Annotated in this window: 24 protein-coding genes and 1 riboswitch; of the genes, 4 read left to right on the forward strand and 20 right to left on the reverse strand. The window is 37.8% G+C overall.

Features of this window, described 5'->3' with window-relative positions; translation table 11 throughout:
* Positions 1-240, forward strand: a complete 240-nt coding sequence (grcA3, locus tag CCC71_RS10410; RefSeq protein WP_127058387.1) for an autonomous glycyl radical cofactor GrcA3 — start codon at positions 1-3, stop codon at positions 238-240.
* 170 nt (positions 241-410) lie between these two features.
* Positions 411-1,178, forward strand: coding sequence for a pyruvate formate-lyase-activating protein (gene pflA / locus CCC71_RS10415; protein ID WP_296333573.1), 768 nt, complete (start codon positions 411-413; stop codon positions 1,176-1,178).
* A 330-nt stretch (positions 1,179-1,508) separates the two neighbouring features.
* On the opposite strand, the gene bcp is transcribed toward pflA, so the two are convergent.
* The 20 genes from bcp to CCC71_RS10515 form a co-directional block, all read right to left on the reverse strand.
* Positions 1,509-1,976 (reverse strand): thioredoxin-dependent thiol peroxidase, encoded by a 468-nt coding sequence (gene bcp / locus CCC71_RS10420; RefSeq protein WP_021842187.1) that lies wholly within the window; start codon positions 1,974-1,976, stop codon positions 1,509-1,511.
* Positions 1,977-2,047: 71 nt separating this feature from the next.
* Complete coding sequence (locus tag CCC71_RS10425; protein WP_021842186.1) at positions 2,048-2,533, reverse strand: hypothetical protein; 486 nt, start codon at positions 2,531-2,533, stop codon at positions 2,048-2,050.
* Between the two features lie 63 nt (positions 2,534-2,596).
* Complete coding sequence (locus tag CCC71_RS10430) at positions 2,597-3,043, reverse strand: cupin domain-containing protein (RefSeq protein WP_021842185.1); 447 nt, start codon at positions 3,041-3,043, stop codon at positions 2,597-2,599.
* Positions 3,044-3,053: 10 nt separating this feature from the next.
* Positions 3,054-4,145 carry an ethanolamine utilization protein EutH gene (eutH, locus tag CCC71_RS10435; protein ID WP_295245212.1) on the reverse strand — a complete coding sequence of 364 codons (1,092 nt, stop codon included), beginning with the start codon at positions 4,143-4,145 and terminating at the stop codon, positions 3,054-3,056.
* An 11-nt stretch (positions 4,146-4,156) separates the two neighbouring features.
* A complete protein-coding gene (locus CCC71_RS10440; protein WP_021842182.1) occupies positions 4,157-4,426 on the reverse strand; it encodes a EutN/CcmL family microcompartment protein in 270 nt (89 codons plus the stop codon).
* A gap of 11 nt (positions 4,427-4,437) precedes the next feature.
* Positions 4,438-5,070, reverse strand: coding sequence for a hypothetical protein (locus tag CCC71_RS10445; protein WP_295224165.1), 633 nt, complete (start codon positions 5,068-5,070; stop codon positions 4,438-4,440).
* An 11-nt stretch (positions 5,071-5,081) separates the two neighbouring features.
* Entirely contained in the window at positions 5,082-5,717 is a 636-nt protein-coding gene (pduL, locus tag CCC71_RS10450) for a phosphate propanoyltransferase (RefSeq protein WP_021842180.1), read from the reverse strand.
* 12 nt (positions 5,718-5,729) lie between these two features.
* The gene (locus CCC71_RS10455) at positions 5,730-6,302 is read right to left on the reverse strand and encodes a hypothetical protein (protein ID WP_295245214.1); all 573 of its coding nucleotides are present in this window, start codon (positions 6,300-6,302) and stop codon (positions 5,730-5,732) included.
* A gap of 84 nt (positions 6,303-6,386) precedes the next feature.
* Complete coding sequence (gene eutM / locus CCC71_RS10460; protein WP_021842178.1) at positions 6,387-6,671, reverse strand: ethanolamine utilization microcompartment protein EutM; 285 nt, start codon at positions 6,669-6,671, stop codon at positions 6,387-6,389.
* A 90-nt stretch (positions 6,672-6,761) separates the two neighbouring features.
* Positions 6,762-8,237, reverse strand: coding sequence for an acetaldehyde dehydrogenase (acetylating) (locus tag CCC71_RS10465; protein ID WP_226974440.1), 1,476 nt, complete (start codon positions 8,235-8,237; stop codon positions 6,762-6,764).
* Positions 8,234-8,851, reverse strand: coding sequence for a BMC domain-containing protein (locus CCC71_RS10470; protein WP_247240017.1), 618 nt, complete (start codon positions 8,849-8,851; stop codon positions 8,234-8,236). Before CCC71_RS10470 ends, CCC71_RS10465 begins: the two co-directional genes overlap by 4 nt.
* Positions 8,852-8,861: 10 nt before the next feature.
* Positions 8,862-9,515 carry an ethanolamine utilization microcompartment protein EutL gene (eutL, locus tag CCC71_RS10475; RefSeq protein ID WP_226974439.1) on the reverse strand — a complete coding sequence of 218 codons (654 nt, stop codon included), beginning with the start codon at positions 9,513-9,515 and terminating at the stop codon, positions 8,862-8,864.
* Between the two features lie 17 nt (positions 9,516-9,532).
* Positions 9,533-10,438, reverse strand: coding sequence for an ethanolamine ammonia-lyase subunit EutC (gene eutC, locus CCC71_RS10480; protein WP_021842174.1), 906 nt, complete (start codon positions 10,436-10,438; stop codon positions 9,533-9,535).
* A gap of 14 nt (positions 10,439-10,452) precedes the next feature.
* The gene (locus CCC71_RS10485; RefSeq protein WP_021842173.1) at positions 10,453-11,817 is read right to left on the reverse strand and encodes an ethanolamine ammonia-lyase subunit EutB; all 1,365 of its coding nucleotides are present in this window, start codon (positions 11,815-11,817) and stop codon (positions 10,453-10,455) included.
* A 16-nt stretch (positions 11,818-11,833) separates the two neighbouring features.
* Positions 11,834-13,270, reverse strand: a complete 1,437-nt coding sequence (gene eutA, locus CCC71_RS10490; RefSeq protein WP_295241034.1) for an ethanolamine ammonia-lyase reactivating factor EutA — start codon at positions 13,268-13,270, stop codon at positions 11,834-11,836.
* 84 nt (positions 13,271-13,354) lie between these two features.
* Complete coding sequence (locus tag CCC71_RS10495; RefSeq protein ID WP_021842171.1) at positions 13,355-14,797, reverse strand: sensor histidine kinase; 1,443 nt, start codon at positions 14,795-14,797, stop codon at positions 13,355-13,357.
* Position 14,798: 1 nt separating this feature from the next.
* Positions 14,799-15,371, reverse strand: coding sequence for an ANTAR domain-containing response regulator (locus CCC71_RS10500; protein WP_021842170.1), 573 nt, complete (start codon positions 15,369-15,371; stop codon positions 14,799-14,801).
* Positions 15,372-15,391: 20 nt separating this feature from the next.
* Positions 15,392-15,739 (reverse strand): ethanolamine utilization microcompartment protein EutS, encoded by a 348-nt coding sequence (gene eutS / locus CCC71_RS10505; protein ID WP_021842169.1) that lies wholly within the window; start codon positions 15,737-15,739, stop codon positions 15,392-15,394.
* Positions 15,740-15,777: 38 nt separating this feature from the next.
* A complete protein-coding gene (locus tag CCC71_RS10510; protein ID WP_021842168.1) occupies positions 15,778-16,899 on the reverse strand; it encodes a 1-propanol dehydrogenase PduQ in 1,122 nt (373 codons plus the stop codon).
* Positions 16,900-17,380: 481 nt separating this feature from the next.
* Positions 17,381-17,520, reverse strand: a riboswitch (adenosylcobalamin (AdoCbl) riboswitch).
* 58 nt (positions 17,521-17,578) lie between these two features.
* Positions 17,579-18,163: a cob(I)yrinic acid a,c-diamide adenosyltransferase gene (locus CCC71_RS10515; RefSeq protein WP_295241038.1), complete on the reverse strand. Its 585-nt coding sequence runs from the start codon at positions 18,161-18,163 to the stop codon at positions 17,579-17,581.
* Positions 18,164-18,465: 302 nt separating this feature from the next.
* Between CCC71_RS10515 and CCC71_RS10520 the strand changes: the two genes are divergently transcribed.
* Together CCC71_RS10520 and CCC71_RS10525 are read left to right on the forward strand one after the other, a co-directional pair.
* Positions 18,466-18,906 carry a EutP/PduV family microcompartment system protein gene (locus tag CCC71_RS10520; RefSeq protein WP_156704142.1) on the forward strand — a complete coding sequence of 147 codons (441 nt, stop codon included), beginning with the start codon at positions 18,466-18,468 and terminating at the stop codon, positions 18,904-18,906.
* Positions 18,907-19,159: 253 nt separating this feature from the next.
* On the forward strand, positions 19,160-19,315 hold the full coding sequence (locus CCC71_RS10525; protein WP_226974629.1) for a hypothetical protein: 156 nt from the start codon (positions 19,160-19,162) through the stop codon (positions 19,313-19,315).
* Positions 19,316-19,317 lie beyond the last annotated feature (2 nt).

The raw sequence follows: 19,317 nt of genomic DNA on the forward strand, positions 1-19,317 counted from the left end.
ATGAGCAACGAACAACAAATCGATAATTTAGTAGAGTTATTGGATGGCTATTCTGAAAAAGGCGGTCATCATTTGAACGTCAACGTTTTCGACCGTGAAATGCTCCTCGATGCACAGCAGCACCCTGAAAAATATCCACAGTTGACCGTTCGTGTATCCGGTTATGCCGTGCACTTCAACAAATTGACGAAACAACAACAGGATGAAGTTATTTCTCGTACCTTCCACGAACAAATGTAACTTCTATCCCTCCCCTTCTCAGTAGTTATATATAGTGCAATAGGCTCCCCGTATCGAGGAGCCTATTGTCATATAAGGGTGTAAAAAATCTCCCTTTGCCCTTCGCATTTTGTATTTTGCTTCTTACTGGTAATTCTTTTGCTTCTATTTTTTATTACGAAAGGCGTATTATGATTGGACGAATTCATTCTCTGGAAACCATGGGCACCGTTGACGGCCCCGGTGTACGAATGGTGCTATTTTTACAGGGCTGCCCGATGCGCTGTGCCTATTGCCATAACCCGGATACGTGGGATGCGCAGCAAGGTAAAAATATTACCATCGAAGAAGTATGGGAACAATTTGAGCGCAATCAGAGTTTTTATAAAAACGGCGGCCTCACCGTCACCGGTGGCGAAGCATTAATGCAGCTGCCATTTGTTATCGAGCTATTCAGCTACTTTAGAGAACGAGGCATTCATACTTGCCTTGATACGAGCGGTATCTACTTTGAAGAAAGCAAACGAGAGCAATACGAAAAGCTGATGGCCGTAACAAGTCTCGTTATCTTAGATTTAAAAGAAATCGACGACGACAAACACAGCGCCTTGACCGGTCAAAGCAATAAACAAATTTTGAAATTTGCCCGCTTCATCGATGAGCACAATGTGCCGATTTGGGTGCGCCATGTTGTGGTGCCTACTATAACGGATAACGCAGATCGTTGGTATCGACTCGGCTTTTTCGCCGGCTCTTTGAAAAACCTGGAGACCATCGACTGCCTGCCGTATCACGTGATGGGTACGGCTAAGTACAAGGAAATGGGTATTGCCTATCGCCTGGAAGGCATCCCACCGGCCAGCAAAGCCTTAGCATCCAAAGCATCAAAAGTGATGCTGGAAGGGATAAAAGCGTATCGGCGGCATTGGTGGAGTGCGTTGGCACCGGCTCAGGAATAGCAGTCGCCTACAGTATTCTAATTACATTGGAATTGCAAAATAAAAGCCCCATATACCTATCTTTCAGTCCCAACCCATTCGGCTAATGGACATTCAAGATAGGTATATGGGGCTTTTTTCTCTAAGCACATTCCGCCGTAATTCGGATCACTGTTGTGCAACTAGCAATTCCCGCGGCCGGCGCAACTCAGAAGAATGCGGAAATCTTTTATCCCTTCTACAGACTAAACATTGAGACTACTTAGTGAATCGCCTAAGAGCGATTTGCTGCAGGCCGGAAGGTTGCCTTCACCATGCGATAGCCGTGGTGGAAAATTAATTTGAAACAACCTATTGAATATTCAAATCAGCTAATAGTTGCCCTACGTGTTCTTTAGCTTTTACTCCACGGTAGATATGGGTTAACACGCCTTTTTCGTCGATGACAAAGGTGGACCGTTCGATGCCGATGGAGGTTTTGCCGTAGAGTTTCTTCTCTTTCATGACACCGTAGGCATTACAAAAGGCTTCATCGGTGTCGGCCAAGAGATTGAATTGCAGATCGTATTTTTCTTTAAAGTTCACATGACGTTTTACCGTGTCGCGACTGACACCCAAAACAACATAACCGGCATCTTGCAATTTTTTGTACGCTTCATTGAATTGTTGTGCTTCAATGGAGCAACCAGGAGTATTGTCTTTCGGATAGAAATATAAAATAACTTTTTGCCCTGCTAAATCTTTTAAGTTAACGGTTTCATTGACATCATTTACAACGGAAAAATCCGGTGCTTTGTCACCTACTTTTAAGTCTGACATAAGATTCACTCCCAACATAGAATTAATTAAACTACTGATTACAGAAAACTGAATCAGTTTTTTTAATTATACTATGCTTTAGGTTCTTCTTCTATAATATCATAAAGTTTTTTAAAAATTTCAGGGTCACAAGGATACTCTTCACCATTAACACCACGAATTACCCAATCCCCCGGATTTGTGCGTACTACGCCGTTTAACGTTAATAAATAACGTTCCCCGTCTTCTCGTATAGCAGTTAATTCATTCGGTTTATGACGGATAGCTATAGCTTGTTCCTCATAGCTTTTCTTATCATAATAAAGAGCATGTGTTTCTGATGCACAAAATTCAACCAATACTTCCGAAATAACAATTGGATTGTCCTTATTTTTACACACATTCACAATATACTGTGCAAAATGAGGATCAAAATTTAGTTCCAAAGGAACTTCCGTTTCGTCAGAAACATCTTTATAAATTCTTATTTGTAACAGCTCCGAATCAATAACGAGCCATCGATAATCCAATTTATATGCCCCGGCTAATACACTGGCTAAATTTTCTTTCTCAGTCATGCCCTTACCTCCTTACCTATAAAAGAATGTCCGGTATTCGCTTTAACACTCATCAACATTCTATTAGGCTTGCGATTGCCAATCTGCCGGATAGGTAACATAAACAAATCTTGCTTTACCTTTTACAGAAAACTGAATTGAACTTCCCTTTGGAATCAAAAGGATTTCACCCGGTCCGGCTGTAATCGTCTCGCCATTAATAATAATACTTAACTCACCATCAATTACATAATCAATTTCATCATAATTCAAAGTCCAGTCGAATGTAGTGTCTTCCATAAACATCAAGCCACAGCCTAAACGTGGACTTTCATCTAATGAAAACAAATCTTTAGTATATACTTTATCATTAGGGTTCCCGGTATCCAATCGATCTTCTTCAGTTACATCAATCATTGGTAGCTTTACTACACCGACACCACTATTTGATATAGACTTAGTAACCATTAATTTTTCGTTCACAACTTGGCGCACTAATGTTTCTATCATTTCACGAGTGATATTTGACATTTTCAGCACCTCATTTCTTAGCTTTTGCCATAATGCGTTTAGACATAAACATAGCGACTAAAATTGCAGTTACACCGGCTACCAATTTGCCTACAATCATAGGGAAGATCATCTCTTTAGCCACACCGGCAGTAAAACCTAAATGATCTCCAAGGACAAAGGATGCCGAAACAGCGAATGCAACATTCAAGATTTTTCCGCGTGTATCCATATCTTTGAGCATTTGGAACATAGGGATATTGTTTGCTAATGTTGCTACCATACCGGCTGCAGCTACTTCATTCATACCTAAAGCCGAACCCATTTTCATAAGCGGTTTGTTAAATACTTTAGTGATAAAAGCCACCAAACAAAATGCACCGGCTAAAGTCAACGCAATACCACCTACGATTTCAATCCCCTCAGTTACAGGTGCAATACCTTCAATTACAGTAATACCAACCAATAATTGTAATGCTCCTAAAATTAGACCAAGTACAGCAACAATTACAACCCCTTGTCCAAAAACGGTAAAGCATTTAATCATCATTTCCGGGGCCAACCAAAGGCCTAAAATAACAAGCACTGCAAAAATTACGATAGGAACTAAGTTGGCTAAAATCATACCTAAACTCATACCGGCAGCCAAACCGCCTGCTAAACAACCTAAAGGAGTCGTAACGATGCCACATAATACTCCTGTTGCCAAATACTGATGATCTTCTTTTTCAATAATTCCCAAAGCAACCGGAATTGTAAATACAATAGTAGGCCCCATCATAGCACCCAAGATAGCACCGGCAAATAAACCGGCTTCCGGATTTAATGCCATTTGTTGAGCTAACGCAAAGCCCCCCATGTCATTGGCCAATAAAGTGGTCGCAAACATTGATGGGTCAGCTCCCAACATTGTATAAACAGGAACAACTATCGGACTTAACACTTTAGCTAATATAGGTGCGATGGTAATAATCCCCACCATTGACATTGCTAAAGCACCCATTGCCATTATTCCTTCTTCAAATTTTTCACCTAAACCAAGTTTATTGCCAATACACTTATCTATGCCCCCTATAATCATAAAGAGGACCATGATATACATAATAATTTCATTAATACTCATAGTTGCATCTCCTAACCGGCGGTATCAATCGAGTCAATAACCCCAACAATCATTGCATCGATAGGCGTATTAAGATTTTCTGCAGAAATTCTGGCCGCCGCACCTAATGTAACCAATACGGTATCACCGATACCGGATCCGGCATTATCTGCCGCCACAAATGATTCTTTCTCGGTTACCCCATCGACTTCTAACTCTCTAACAATCATAAATTTCCAACCATTAAGCTTTTCATCTTTTCTGGTAGACCATAAACTACCAATCACTTTAGCAATCAGCACAGTATCACTCCTTATAAATTCAAATTATGCTCTCGAATATAATCCTGCGCTAATGGCGTAAGTCGTGCATTTGTCGGCATTTTTTCTCCGGAATTTACCATTTCAACTACTTTAGCAACCGTAATAAATACCGGTTTTAATGTTGAGTTGCTATTTTTCCGTTTTACTTCATTACTTTTTTTGCCCGTATACACAGATTGGACATTATCGCCAAAAGAAACTCCAAACTGTTTACACTTACTTAATATACTCTGCCATTGTTGCTTTAATGCATATGGAATAGATCCATTATTCATCTTAGTGATTTCAGGAATCCGATGTATAATCACCGGCCTTCGCAGTAATAAAGATTCCACAATTTTTTTCGTGGTATCATTTTGCGGCATAAGATGTGCCACTTCACTTAACTCAGGCAATGACAAAAACTCAATATTTAATGCTTGCTTATGGTCGGTAATATTAATGTTTTCAGCTTGTATACCGGATACTTTTTCTTCATGTCTTATAATCTGTTTCATAGCATCCTTAGTATCACTACTCAATGCATTAATTCCAATTTTGGGTTTAACATTTTTATCAGAAATTTCTTTCCAAATTCGATTAGTAATAGTTTGAACAATAGTCTCTAATTCACTTAATGTCATAACTATCACCTCTATTCTATAATTTCCCCAAGATCACCATTTTTCAAGTCACAGGCATTAGCTTCATCAAAGTCAATATGCATAAAAGTTTGATACTTAGGGCTTACTCTTATAACTACATCATCAAAAATAAGTGGTCTATCCGTATGAGTTTTTACTTTTACAATTTGCCCATTAGTAACGCCTAAACGTGCTGCATCAGCCTCTGCTACATGAACATGCCGTTTAGCGACAATACAAGCTTCCTCTAAGGCTATATGTCTATCTTTATTTACGATTATTATTCCGGCTGAGCCTTTCAAATCCCCACTTTCTCGAGTAGGTGCTTTCACGCCCAACAACCGAGCATCGGTTAAAGAAACCTCTACTTGAGAATGTTCTCGCTCGGGTCCTAAAATAACAACATTAGTTAGCATCCCTTTAGGCCCTACCAAATTTACACGCTCTTGGCAAGCAAACTGTCCGGGTTGCGATAATTCTTTAACTTTAGTTAACTCATAGCCTTCACCGAACAAACGCTCTATATCTTGCCTACATAAATGAACATGTCGACCAGAACCTTCAATTACAAAAGTCTTATCTTTATTTGGTAATACTTCTCCAATTTGTTTCAATACTTCATTAACAATATCATCTATAACATTCACCCTATCACCTCCTTACGAATTATCAAGGATTCCTTTTATCTGACTGATCCAGTCAGAAAACGATTGTGAAATTGTATTGTACGGCTTTAATAAACTTTCAACATATTCCAATTGTCGCCGCAGAGACATCACTGAGCATTGCCAAAGACGCCATGAGCATAATTTAAAATTAAATACTTGCGGCGGTAATGATAATTCCATCTGTAAGGGCACTTTATATTGTTTTACTTTAAATTCTTCAAGTGCCAATTGCTGTCGTTGCCAATATTGCCAAAGCTGTTCATCAAAAAAATCATCCGCTAACAAAGGGAAATATAACAAATCTCGAAGTTTTAATATTTCATTATCCAGATAACTTAACTCATCATGACAATATACTTCCCTAGCACACGATGTTGATGTCTGCAAGTTATCGGAATCGTTTGAATTTTGGCTAAGCTGCAAAACCTGAATTTGATGTTCTCGTAAATAGGATTGAGCTGATGGCGTAATTATACTAGGTTCAGATACCTTTAATGCTTCGCCGCTATGAAGTTGTTGTTTCCGTAATAATTGACGTATTGTTTCTTCAGTTATAACTTTCATAGGAACCCTTTCTTATGAATAGAGAGCGCTTTACGCGCTCTCTATCACTACTTACGCACTGCCCGTAATTTCGTAACCGGTAAATTATTCAGCTTTGCCAGGTAAAATTGCATCTACTTCAGTATGTGGACGTGGAATTACGTGTACTGATAAAAGTTCGCCTACGCGTTCAGCAGCTGCTGCACCAGCATCAGTAGCTGCTTTTACAGCACCAACATCACCACGAACCATAACTGTTACCAAACCGCCGCCAACTTGTTCTTTACCGATAAGTGTTACATTCGCAGCTTTTACCATTGCATCTGCCGCTTCAATAGCGCCAACCAAACCTCTTGTTTCAATCATTCCTAATGCATTTGTGCTCGACATAATAATTACCTCCTAAAAATAACTAGTGAACATTAAAATTAAAATAATTTGTAATATATCTAATTAATATTATTACCATCCAAATAAAAGCTATTTCAATTTAGCCATAATTTGTTCTACAATAGCACGAATAACTACTTCTTGTGATTCAACTCCTAATGTAGCACCAACAGGCACACTATCGGCGTTTTCAGTTTTACGTAAATCTTCCAATTCGCGGACACCATACGCTACTCTTCGTAAGTTAAATAAATTCTGAGGACCTACGTTATCTGATGTAGCACTGCCCCCCACTGCTCCACACCCCAAAGTTAATGAAGGTGTGATATTAGTAGTAGCTCCGATTCCGCCCAACGCCCCCGGCGTATTTACAAGTAATCTTGACACCGGTTTACGTAAACCGAATTCACGTACAACATCATTATTTTCAGTATGAATAATTAGAGTATGACCTGCACCTTCATTCTCTAAGATGCGAATCGATAAATCACAAGCTTCTTCCCAATTAGCAACCGTATAAAAAGCAAGAATTGGCGCTAATTTTTCATGAGAGTACGGATACTTAGGTCCTACTCCGGTTTCAGGTGCAACTAATAAAATTCGATCGGATGGAATTTCAAGGCCAACCAATTTAGCGATAACTTGTGCTGACTTCCCGACGATTGCAGGGTTCATAGTCCCATTAGCACGTAGAATAAAGGTACCTAAACGTGTAGCTTCTTCCGGGTTTAAAATGTATGCGCCCTGGGCCTCTAACTCTTTTAAAATTGCATCTTTATTAACAGTTTCAGCAATGATGGATTGTTCTGAGGCACAAATAGTACCATTATCAAACGTTTTGGAATCAATAATTCTCTTTACTGCTAATTTAACATCCGCACTTCTTTCGATATAAGCAGGACCGTTGCCCGGACCAACGCCCAAAGCAGGTGTACCGGAAGAATAAGCAGCCTTTACCATAGCCGAACCACCGGTTGCTAAAATTAAATCTGTATTCTTACTTTTCATCAATTCGGCAGTGCCTTCCATGGTCGGCATTGTCATATAAGATACAGCATCTTCAGGTGCTCCGATTCCTTTCAATGCTTTGCGAATAATTTTTACGGTTTCACCAATACATTTAATTGCTGTAGGATGTGGTGAAAACACAATACTATTAGCCGCTTTTAACGCAATCAAAGATTTGAAAATTACTGTAGATGTTGGATTTGTTGACGGTACCAAACCGGCAATAACACCTACCGGAACAGCGACTTCCATAACCTTATTAACTCTATCATCATTAATGACACCAACCGTTTTCATATCTTTCATATGAGCATAAACTTGTTTTGATGCAAACGCATTTTTTAAAACTTTATCTTCCCATTTACCGAATCCGGTTTCTTCATGGGCTAGTTTTGCTAAACGAACACGTTCTTTATAAGTCGCTTCGCAAACGGCTTTTGTAATATCATTAATTTGACTTTGTGTAAGTACTGCTAATTTTTTTTGGGCTTCTTTTGCTTTTGCCAAAAGAAGACGAACCTCTTGAACGGATTGTAAATCCTTATCAACTAAGTTCAAAACGTGCCACCTCGTTTCACTTCATCTATAATCACTTTAATGAGGGCCTCTTTATTGGCAAATTTAATTGCTGTTCGTTTCATACCGTGTACATTCATGGCATATGCTTTTTTACGCAAATCTACAACTTTATACGCCATTAATTTTTTTCGTAATGCACTCTCATCAAAATTTTTCTTTTGTTCTTCTATATCTTCAGTTTCCAAAGCTACCTGTGTCTCTGAATTCTTTTCAGGATCACCGGCAAGGTCTTCTAACGGTTCTGTCTCAGAAGTCTTTAACCCATTATTTGTGTTTGCTGTTATTAACTCTTTATCTGCATCATCAGATTCAGCACTTTGTGCTAACTTACCACCCATTAACTTTGCAATAGCTTCATCAGCTCGTGAGATTACATGACTCGTGCAGTAGCAACCAAGCTGTTTCGCTATAACTACGGCCGCATCAACCGCCGCTTGAACTGCTGCTACATCACCGACAAGCAAAATCGTTCTTCGACCGCCACCTACACGTTGTTCACTATTCAATTCCACATTTGCAGCCTTTAAGGCTGCATCAGCAGCACTAACAGCACCTAGGAAACCTCTTACTTCTACCATGCCTAGTGCCTTCATTTAGTCCTCCTTAATAGCTTAATGGATTATCAGCTACATTCTGAATAGCTTGAGCAAATGCGGTACATGCTGCTTTACAAGCAGATTGACTACCTGTTAACAAGCCACCGCCAAAGTTAGTTTCAGATGGAGGACCATAAAATACACATAATCTAACATCTGCAGCTTTTAATGCCGCATCAAGGCCAACCATAGCTTCACAAGGTGGAGCAATTAAATAGGCAATAGCTTCACCTTCATTAATTTCCGCCGATTTAGATAAAAAACGACCGGATCGAGAAATTACATGTGCAAAATATGGTATTGAACCATCTTCATTAGCACTGATAAAACTAGCTTCTTCTGTAATTACATGTACTGCGGTTTCTAAGCCACTAGTAATTTCTGCCGGACTTGGACCGGCTAAAATCCCGATAACTTCACCAGCTAATTTAGTAGATGCGTTACCGGCACCACCATAAAAGCTTTTAGCATAAACAACATCAACTTCTGCGGTTTTTGTAGCTTCATCCAAAGCAACATATGTAACATCATCACAGTCTGCCGTAATGATGCCCAATGATCTTTGAGCACTTGTCAAACCTAATTGCGTTGCAAGTCCGGCATCCACATTAGGAATAATTTGTACGCTCAATACGTTAGCACCTAAACGTTGATTTTTCACAAACGTCCCTCCTTTACCTATTTCAATTCAATACCGGATTTTTTCTTTTCCAACATGTTTTTAATAATATCTGCAATATAGGCACCTGCTTCTACAGCCGGTGTACCACCTTTATGTATATTAGACACTACAGTACGTCGTGATTCAGGCATTCCTACGGTAGGTCGATATGCTATATATGCACTCATTGATTCAGCTGTTACCAAGCCTGGGCGTTCGCCCACAAAGAGACATACCACATCAGCATCACTAATTTCGCCGATTGGATCCATTGCCGGTACACGACAATACTTAACAAATAAAACCTTATCAAAATCGAGATTGTATTTTTTAAGGCCCTGTTTTAAAGCCGGAATAACATCACGAATATTTGCTTCAATGGCTGCTGAACTTAAGCCATCACCTACAACGACTTGAAGTTTGGCGCCTTTTTTGACATTCTGTTTAATAATTTCGGTATTGGCTTCGTCAAAGATTCGACCATGATCCGGTCTCGTAATATATTCATCTTTATTTTTGCATACCGTTCGAACCGGAATAAATCCCATTTCTTCAACCAATTCAGGATTAACATCTGAGAATACCGCATCTTGAGCAGCTGCATGATCCGCCCGGAAGCGCAAAACCGACTGTGTTTTATATCGGGTTCCGCAACGGCCTACACCCAACCGTGCAGCCGTATAACTTTTCATTTTCAAATAACCTTCTCTATCATGCGGATTATCTACTAACAATTGCTTCTTTAAATCGACTTCTGAAATATCCGGTAGAAATTCATTTGAAATAATATTACTCCCGACAGAATCGCCTAACTTATTTACTTCTTTGGTCCGTTTGGCAGGTTCAACGCTATCTAATCCTTTAGCTTTTACTAACTCACCTAAAATAGATTCAATCATCCCTTTTAATTCTGTTTCATTCATCCTTATCACCTCGCTTATTTCAAGAATACAGATGCATCGCCTGCTATTGGAGTCAATTTACCATTATCCATAAAGCCCATCTTTTCCAACCAAATTTCAAATTCTTTAATGGGACGTAAATTAAACATATCGCGAATTGTTGCCGTTTCATGAAAACCGGTAGTTTGATAGTTCAACATAATATCGTCAGCATGTGGAATACCCATGATATATGTACAACCTGCACTTGCTAAAAGTATTGTCAGGTTTTCCATATCATTTTGATCCGCTTTCATATGATTGGTGTAACATACATCACAGCCCATAGAAATACCGGTTAGTTTACCCATAAAGTGATCTTCTAAACCGGCACGAATAACTTGTTTAGAGTCATATAAATATTCCGGTCCGATAAAACCAACTACTGTATTTACGATATAAGGGTCAAATTTTTTAGCAAAGCCATAGCATCTTGCTTCCATTGTTACTTGGTCGGCTCCGTTATGTGCATCTGACGATAATTCGGACCCCTGTCCTGTTTCAAAATACATTACATTAGGTCCTGCTACACGACCTTCTCTTAAAGCCAATGCTTTTGCTTCTTCCAACGTTGCAGCATTAAGACCGAAAGCAGTATTACCTTTTTCAGATCCCGCTATAGATTGGAACACCAAGCCTGTTGGTGCACCTTGACGAATTGCTTCCATTTGAGTCGTTACATGTGCCAATACACAGGTTTGAGTTGGAATATCCCATTCACTTCTGAACTCTTCAAATTTATGTAGAATTCTTTTTACACTTTCCACTGAATCATCAACCGGATTTAATCCAATTACGGCATCACCGATGCCATAGGATAAACCTTCCATAACCGATGCCATGATACCGTCAATATTATCAGTTGTATGGTTAGGCTGTAATCGAGCCGAGAATGTACCTGGTCTACCGATTGTTGTATTAGCCGTTTTTTCAATACGAATTTTTTTCGCTGCAACGATTAAATCCATATTTGACATGAGCTTACATACAGCCGCAATCATTTCAGCAGTCAATGCGCGTCTAACAAACTTAATATCATTATCCGTAGTGGTATCAGATAATAACCATTCTCTTAATTCTTCAACGGTCCAGTTCTTAATAGAATCAAAAATTCGAGTGTTAACCTGATCAATAATAATTCGTGTTACTTCATCTTCATCATAAGGTACAACAGGATTATTAAATAAGTCGTTTAGCGTAAGTTGTGCTAAAACTGTTTTTGCTGCTACGCGTTCTTCAGCAGAAGCCGCCGCTACTCCGGCCAACTTATCCCCTGATTTTTCTTCATTAGCCTTGGCCAATACTTCCTTCACAGAGCCGAACTCATACGTATTACCAAAGAGTCGAGTCTTTAAAATCATGCTTCCATCACTCCTTCTAATTAAAAACAAGTGTTTTGATAATGACCGGCAATACATTACCTCCGGCCACAGGCGTACCAATATCTATATAATCACCGTTTTCGGCGACAATAGAATCAATGCAAACAAACGGACTTTTTTCCGGTAACATAGAATATATGCTATTGCCCAAAGCTTTCGCCATATCTTCAGTCACAATAATCAATAAGGGAAATCCGGCTTCTCGTAATTTTGCTACCCCTTCTGTAATTCCCATTGCATAGCGCTGAATATCTGCAAATGACGGAGATTTTATTCCTTGAAAAGAAAGGGCCACATTTGTTAATTGATTATCATCCGTTAGATACCAATCTAATTTACTACGAATTTGAGCGGCCAATTCCGAAGCTTTTAATTGTTCATCCTCTTTAGCAAGTTTTAAAACCGGCACATTTTTTATAGGTAAAATTTCATCCGTATAACTGATAGTTGAGCCACTAACTTCTGCCGTATGAGAACCGGCACCAACCACTGTTGCCCGTATTGTTTCTACTGTGTCAAGCACATGACATTTGGTAAAAAATAATGAATTTTTTATACGATTGCCCAATAATAATCCAACATCACCATATTGAAACCAATCTGTAACGTTATCAGCCTTTATACAATCAGCAACACCGCCGGAAAAAGTAACTGCATTAACATCTGTCTTTATTTTTAAGTCATGATGTGTAATTAACAGATTATAGAATGGCGTTTCTTCGCCTAATCCTATAGATTGTTCCAATGCGTTCACCAATTCATCTATAATAGGCATCAAGTCCTCCGGCACCACATGATTACCAACTGCTAAAGATAAATGCTTTTTCTCTATAATTTCTAATATTTTAGGTGCTATATATGTAATAGTATGACTATCGGAATCTATCTTAATAAGCCTGCCACCAATATCGAAGCAAGCTGTATCAACAACATCGCCGGCTCTAAACATTGCCAGATTACTAGTACCTCCACCTATATCAAAATTAACTATATTACCTCTATGTTCACGTGATAAGGTTTCAGTTCCGGCCCCTTTACCGGCAATTATACTTTCCAAATCAGGACCGGCCGTAGCCACTACAAAATCTCCGGCATATCCGCTTAAAGCCTGTAATACTTTTGATGAATTAGATTTTCGAGCTGTTTCACCGGTTATAATGACTGCGCCCATTTTTATATCATCCTTAACAATGCCGGCCTTATCATATTGTAAAGCTACGAATTCTTTTATTTTATTTTCGTCAATTTCAACTTGATTAATAAGCGGAGTAAAAATAATATCACTTCGATAGATAACTTTTTTATCGGAAATTTCTATTCGCGGTACCGTAAACGCAGATGCAAAATTCTCTACGGTCAACTCTGATAAAATAAGCTGTGTTGTGGATGTCCCTAAGTCAATCCCTACCGTCAATAGTGTTTCTTTATCCATGTGGCCTCCTTTCTTAACGATACAAAAAAGGCGCTTAAGCATAAGAAATAAAAATCATTCTTTGCTTAAGCGCCTTTGCCTTCGCTATACAACTACATCGTTGCTTTTTTGAAATCGAAAATATACTTTTGTCCCCGATTTACCGGACTCAATATTTAATTTACCTTTTAATTTATCTTTGACGTATCCATTGATGATAAGAAGCCCTAAACTATCAGCTTTGACAGTCTTAGTATCAAATCCACAACCATCATCGGATACCTCAATATAAATTTTAGAGTCTACTATTTTACCGATAATCTGCACTTTTCCTGACTGATTAGGTAAATATGCATGATCAAAAATATTTTGTAATAATTCATTTACAATCAAAGAGATTGTAACAACTTGGTCAGTTGTTACGTATATTGAGTCATCTACATGCATAAATATTTCAATATCTCTGAAATTTCCAAACATATGATGGAAATTATGGATGACTGTAGTTAACGTTTGTTTTAACGAAGTATAACTGTCAACTTGTTTAGAAAGTAACTCATGAGTTGACGCAATCGTCATAATACGCGATATGCTATCATGCAACACTTTCTTCGTTTCGTCTGACTGAGCCCTCCGTTCTTGTATCTTCAATAAAGATACTATTGACTGCAAGTTGTTCTTTACACGATGATGAATTTCACGAATAGCAACTGCTTTTAATACAAGTTCTTCTTCTCGCTTTTTTACCTCTGTTGTATCCTGAATAATCACAACTAAACGCTGCTTATTTTTAATCCAACTGTACTTAATCGTAAAATAATACTGCAAATAATGGGTCTCCACATCAAAAAACCAATTACTTGATGAGCGTTCTGCACGAAATTTAATATAATCAAATGTATAATAGTCTAATGTTAAATTATCATAAAATAAACCAATTATTTCATCTTGATAACCCAATTTTTTATACAATTGCTTTGCTTCTTCATTGGCCGTTATTAAATAACCATCGCCATCGAAAATAAGGACATTTTCAGATAATCGATCTACGAAAAAGTTCTGTGCCTCTTCTTCCGCACTCATAATAGTACTTGGCTTTAAATCATTAGAAGTGGCCATTCCAGGCGTTCCTGCATCAGTTTCTACAATTAAAACACCGATAGTTTTGTCCAATAATTTTATGGGGTAAATATTTTGTGTAATTAGTTTTCCTTCTTGAGATACCGCAATAAGCCCTAATGTATTTAAACCGGTTGCAATAGATCGTAAAACACCTGGTTCATTTTCCAATAAAGCATCTAATCCTACTACCGTCTTTTCATACATAGACGGCTTAATTAAAGGCTGTCTATGATATACCACTAAAGCAGATTTCGTTACTTCATTATAAATGTCAATAAATACATCTGCATCAGGATATAATAACGAATCAGCCAAATGATATATAACTTGTACTAATTCTTTAACTTCATCCGCAGTTAAGTCCGAATAGGTATCACACAGTTTGCGTAAAATTGCTTCATCCGGATTAGCTATATCTAACGCCATATCATTCACTATCCATTATAATTAATTCAGCAATTTCACTCATTTTAGAGCGTCTATCCATACTCAAGCGGCGTAATTTTTTATAGGCTTCATCCTCAGTAATTTTTAAATCACGGCATAGAATTCCTTTAGCCTTTTCAATTACTTTCCGTTCTTCTAAACGAAGCTTTAATCCCTCAATTTCTTGTTCTAAATTTTCAGTTTGTTGCCCCTTAGCGATTGCTACTTCAATAGTCGGAATAAGAGATTTTTCATCAATTGGTTTAATTAAATAGCCTGTTGCACCAAGCTTTTTCGCTTTTTCTGTATTTTCAAAATCTCCATAAGCAGTTAAAAAAACTATACTGCTCGCCAATTTATCTTGCGCAACTTTTTTTGCTGCCTTTAAACCATCAAGTACCGGCATTTGAATATCCATCAATACTAAATCCGGTTTTACATTACGGCAAATCTCTACTGCCTCAAAGCCATCGGCTGCTTCGCCGCTTACTTCATAGCCTGCATCTGTTAAGATATCTTTAATATCTAAACGAGTTATTGGCTCATCATCGACAATAACTATTCTTCCTCGCATAAGTAGGTCTCCTCGATTTCTTAAGTTCTGGTAATTTCACAACCTAATGCAAATTTTAAAATATTTCGTAGCCCGTCCACAACAGCTCGCAACGCCGTTTCAACGGAACTAACATCACCATAAATAACCACCGATCCGGAGAATCGGTCTACAAAACCAATTTTAACATCACCACTTTTAGTTGCTATATCAACAGCGATTATAGCTGCTTCTGCCGGTGTTATTGTTAAAATCCCAAGTGCATTGTATACATCACTGGGTAATCCCAACTTGCCATAAATCTCCTTAGCCGGATTGGCAATAATATGGGCTAGCGTTATCTGTTTCCCAGGAACGTATTCTTGAATCATACGCTGTTTTTCTTCCATAGCCACACCTTTCCAGCATTACCTTATCAGACTGACGGTTAAGCAATTTGATTTAAAATATTTTTAATATCATCTGCCGTAGGTATTCTTGGATTAGCAGCTGTACATGCATCAGCTAACGCAGCTTTTGCAATAGCATCACCGCTCTCCATAATTTCACTACGATTAAACCCACAATCAGTTAATGTTAAAGGCATTTTCAGAGTACTCTGTAAATGCTTAATCTGCCGAATTAAAGCAGCCACTCCGATTCTCGGATTTACACTAGTTGTCGCTTTAACAATATTCGCCAATCTAGTATATTTCTTAGCAGCATATAAATCTTTGTTTTGATAATCACCATTATACGCCACAATATGCGGCAATAAAATAGCATTGATTCGTCCATGCGGTACATGGAATCTACCGCCGATAGCGTGTGCCATACCGTGATTTAATCCCAAGTTCGTCAAATTAAATGCCATACCGGCCATACAGGAAGCCACATGCATCTGTTCTCTGGCATAACTATTCGTACCGTTCGAAAATGCTTCCGGCAAATATTCAAACACTAATTGAATTGCATATTCAACTAATACTTTTGCCATAACATTTTCATTCAATGATACATAGGATTCAATTAAATGAACTAAAACGTCCATGCCTGTATCAGCCGTAATACTAGGCGGTACACTCATTACTAAGCGAGTATCTAAAATTGCAATATTAGGTTGTATTTCATCGGTAACAATCGGATATTTTGTTCCTGTTTCCAGCATTGTGATTACTGAAAAATTTGTTACTTCTGAACCGGTACCACTTGTGGTCGGTACAGCAATAAACATTAAATCTTTATTGGCTTTAACGCGATTGCCGAAATACAACATAGCTTTCCCCGCATCAATAGCAGATCCACCACCTACTGAAATAATTGCATCAGCATTTGATTCTACTAAGTGACTTACACCGGCAGCGACTACTTCAGTCGGCGGATCCGGAACAATATCACTAAAAATCTCTACTTCAGCAAAGTCTAAGTTCTCCGTTACATGTGAAATCATTCCAGACTGAACCATAAATGGATCCGTCACTATGAAAACCTTTTTTACAGGGAGATCACGAAGACCTTGCAACGCATCTTCCCCTACCCATAGTGTCGTAGGAAATTTAATTTTCTGCATACATGCTCTCCTGCTTAACAAATAAAAAAAGAAGCCCTCACGGAATACACCCTCCGTTTAAGCTTCATTGCAAACCATGCACGCCATTGTACACGAAAATCTTATAACAATAATTTATACTTAACCAAAAAAAATGTCAATAAAAATTACGTATTTCAATTATGCATAATCTATATACTATTTCAAATTTTCTCCGATTTATACCTAAATTAGCAGTTATTTTAACTTGTTCTCGCTTTGACTATGATATAACACCCGATGACAAAAGGGTTCTTTACACTTATAACAAAAGGGCATGGAGTACTAACTCCATGCCCTTTTCCTATTTTTGAACTAATGTCACACTCCACTGTGCTGTGCTCTCTCATCATTGAACGACTAACATTAGTCCATCAATAGACGCACGTCTCTGTGCAAGACAGATTAATACATGCCGGTTTATTTTCTGCATTAATTCCAGTGAAGTACTACAATGCCACAAAAACAACATCCTGTCTTACCTTGAAACAGCATGTGTAATGAAATCCGCGAAAGACCTGACTTAGGCAAAAGCCATCACAGTGGCGGGACCGTGTTAGATTCTCACTAACTTCCATCGTCAGATTTCATATTTCTATTAATCTAAAAGTAATAATAACATATCTTAATCAATTCTGCAAGAACAGGATAATCCCAATAATTATTTTATATTTTTGGTCTTAGCATTATGAAATACTTCAGCACTTCTGGTATAAAATATATCTTCCATACCTTGTTTAGTGTTTAAGTATCTTGCTAAAGCATAAAAATAGTCTGATAATCGATTAACAAACATAACCAACTCTCCCGGTATTTTCGCGGTCATCTGTAATCGAACTATTCGTCGTTCGGCCCGTCTTGCAATCGTCCGTGCCATGTGAATCATACTGGCCTCACGAGTTCCACCGGGCAAAATAAAACGATTAATCTCCGGTGATTTAGCCGTATACTCATCAATTCGGGCTTCCAACCATGATATAGCATCAACAGGTAAAGTTATTTCTCGATTTAACGACTCCGGAGTTGCTAAATCAGTACCTACATCAAATAAGAAATGCTGTAAATGTTGTAATTCATTTTTTTCCTCGAATAAAGACGAATCAAATTGCGATATAGCATAACCAATCCACGAATTTAATTCATCAATAGTACCATAGGTATCTACTCGATCTGAATCTTTTGATACTGCAATACCGCCCACTAAACGGGTCATCCCCTTATCGCCGGTTTTAGTGTAAATTTTCATAGTAAAGCTCCTTTCTCATTACATGGTATATATATCATTGAAATACCGGTAATTATAGAGAATATTATGAGAATCACTAATTATTCCTCATTAAAAATCCTCTTTCAAAGCCACTATGCTTTATTTACACTTCATTGTGTTAACTTGATAATACAAATAAGCCTCATTTTTGTCAATTTACTAATTATCATAGATTGCTGACTATTTACATTTATTTAAAAATCCTGTATCTTAAAACTACATACAGTAAACTCTTGCTTAACATTCCTTTTTATTATACACCGTTAATAAGGAGTGTTTTTATGAAAAAAATTATGTTTGTTGGCCCCATTGGTGTTGGTAAAACAACTCTAACACAGCGAATTGAAGGTGTTGAAATCATTTACGCAAAAACACAAACGGTTCAATTTCATGACGATATTATTGATACGCCGGGTGAGTTTGTCCAACATAGACTTATGTACAACGCCCTTCTAGTTACTGCTGCAGAGGCTGACATTTTAGGTTTTCTCATTTCCGCAAAGGAAAAAGAGCAAATGTTTCCTCCGGGATTTGCCAGTCTATTTAATAAGCCTGCTATCGGTATTATCACAAAAATGGATTTAATAGATGAAAACGATGATATTGAATTTATTAAAAATCAACTTGTAATGACCGGAGCTTCACCAATTTTTAAAGTAGGCATCAATAGTGACAAAGGTATTCAAGATCTTTTAAACTATCTCAATACCTTAGATAAATAATAATGAACGGAAAAGGAAGTGCTTAAATCTTGGCACTTCCTTTTTTACACTCTATTTATGCTAAAAATATTCTTTTCAAATAAAACCGGCCCAAAAGTTTCAATAATTGCCCTATTATATCTAAATATCTAAAATTTTCACTATACAAATATTCCAATTTACGTTATAATTACATTGGAAGAATCAGATTTAATATGACAGTTTTATCAGCATCAATTTCTAATGAGACTGTCTCAAATATAGGGAGGTATTTATGAAGTTTTTATCATCAACAGTAACAACGGGAATTTCTTTTGGATCCGCCTTGGCCATGGTGATTAGCTATGCCAACTGGCATTCCATCCCTTGGGCAATTCTTCACGGCCTATTCGGATGGTTTTACGTTATATATTACGCTTTATTCAAATAGAT

Source organism: Veillonella sp. LMAG:90 (assembly GCF_008679445.1).
GTDB lineage: Bacteria > Bacillota > Negativicutes > Veillonellales > Veillonellaceae > Veillonella_A.

Coding starts and splice junctions, on each gene's coding strand:
- eutC (WP_021842174.1), bottom strand. CDS start 10,438: ATGAATGAAACAGAATTAAAAGGGATGATTGAATCTATTTTAGGTGAG.
- CCC71_RS10430 (WP_021842185.1), bottom strand. CDS start 3,043: ATGTCAAATATCACTCGTGAAATGATAGAAACATTAGTGCGCCAAGTT.
- CCC71_RS10500 (WP_021842170.1), bottom strand. CDS start 15,371: ATGCGAGGAAGAATAGTTATTGTCGATGATGAGCCAATAACTCGTTTA.
- CCC71_RS10425 (WP_021842186.1), bottom strand. CDS start 2,533: ATGACTGAGAAAGAAAATTTAGCCAGTGTATTAGCCGGGGCATATAAA.
- pflA (WP_296333573.1), top strand. CDS start 411: ATGATTGGACGAATTCATTCTCTGGAAACCATGGGCACCGTTGACGGC.
- CCC71_RS10445 (WP_295224165.1), bottom strand. CDS start 5,070: ATGACATTAAGTGAATTAGAGACTATTGTTCAAACTATTACTAATCGA.
- eutA (WP_295241034.1), bottom strand. CDS start 13,270: ATGGATAAAGAAACACTATTGACGGTAGGGATTGACTTAGGGACATCC.
- CCC71_RS10515 (WP_295241038.1), bottom strand. CDS start 18,163: ATGAAAATTTACACTAAAACCGGCGATAAGGGGATGACCCGTTTAGTG.
- CCC71_RS10495 (WP_021842171.1), bottom strand. CDS start 14,797: ATGGCGTTAGATATAGCTAATCCGGATGAAGCAATTTTACGCAAACTG.
- eutH (WP_295245212.1), bottom strand. CDS start 4,145: ATGAGTATTAATGAAATTATTATGTATATCATGGTCCTCTTTATGATT.
- eutS (WP_021842169.1), bottom strand. CDS start 15,739: ATGGAAGAAAAACAGCGTATGATTCAAGAATACGTTCCTGGGAAACAG.
- CCC71_RS10520 (WP_156704142.1), top strand. CDS start 18,466: ATGAAAAAAATTATGTTTGTTGGCCCCATTGGTGTTGGTAAAACAACT.
- grcA3 (WP_127058387.1), top strand. CDS start 1: ATGAGCAACGAACAACAAATCGATAATTTAGTAGAGTTATTGGATGGC.
- CCC71_RS10470 (WP_247240017.1), bottom strand. CDS start 8,851: ATGAAGGCACTAGGCATGGTAGAAGTAAGAGGTTTCCTAGGTGCTGTT.
- bcp (WP_021842187.1), bottom strand. CDS start 1,976: ATGTCAGACTTAAAAGTAGGTGACAAAGCACCGGATTTTTCCGTTGTA.
- CCC71_RS10510 (WP_021842168.1), bottom strand. CDS start 16,899: ATGCAGAAAATTAAATTTCCTACGACACTATGGGTAGGGGAAGATGCG.
- CCC71_RS10485 (WP_021842173.1), bottom strand. CDS start 11,817: ATGATTTTAAAGACTCGACTCTTTGGTAATACGTATGAGTTCGGCTCT.
- eutM (WP_021842178.1), bottom strand. CDS start 6,671: ATGTCGAGCACAAATGCATTAGGAATGATTGAAACAAGAGGTTTGGTT.
- CCC71_RS10455 (WP_295245214.1), bottom strand. CDS start 6,302: ATGAAAGTTATAACTGAAGAAACAATACGTCAATTATTACGGAAACAA.
- CCC71_RS10525 (WP_226974629.1), top strand. CDS start 19,160: ATGAAGTTTTTATCATCAACAGTAACAACGGGAATTTCTTTTGGATCC.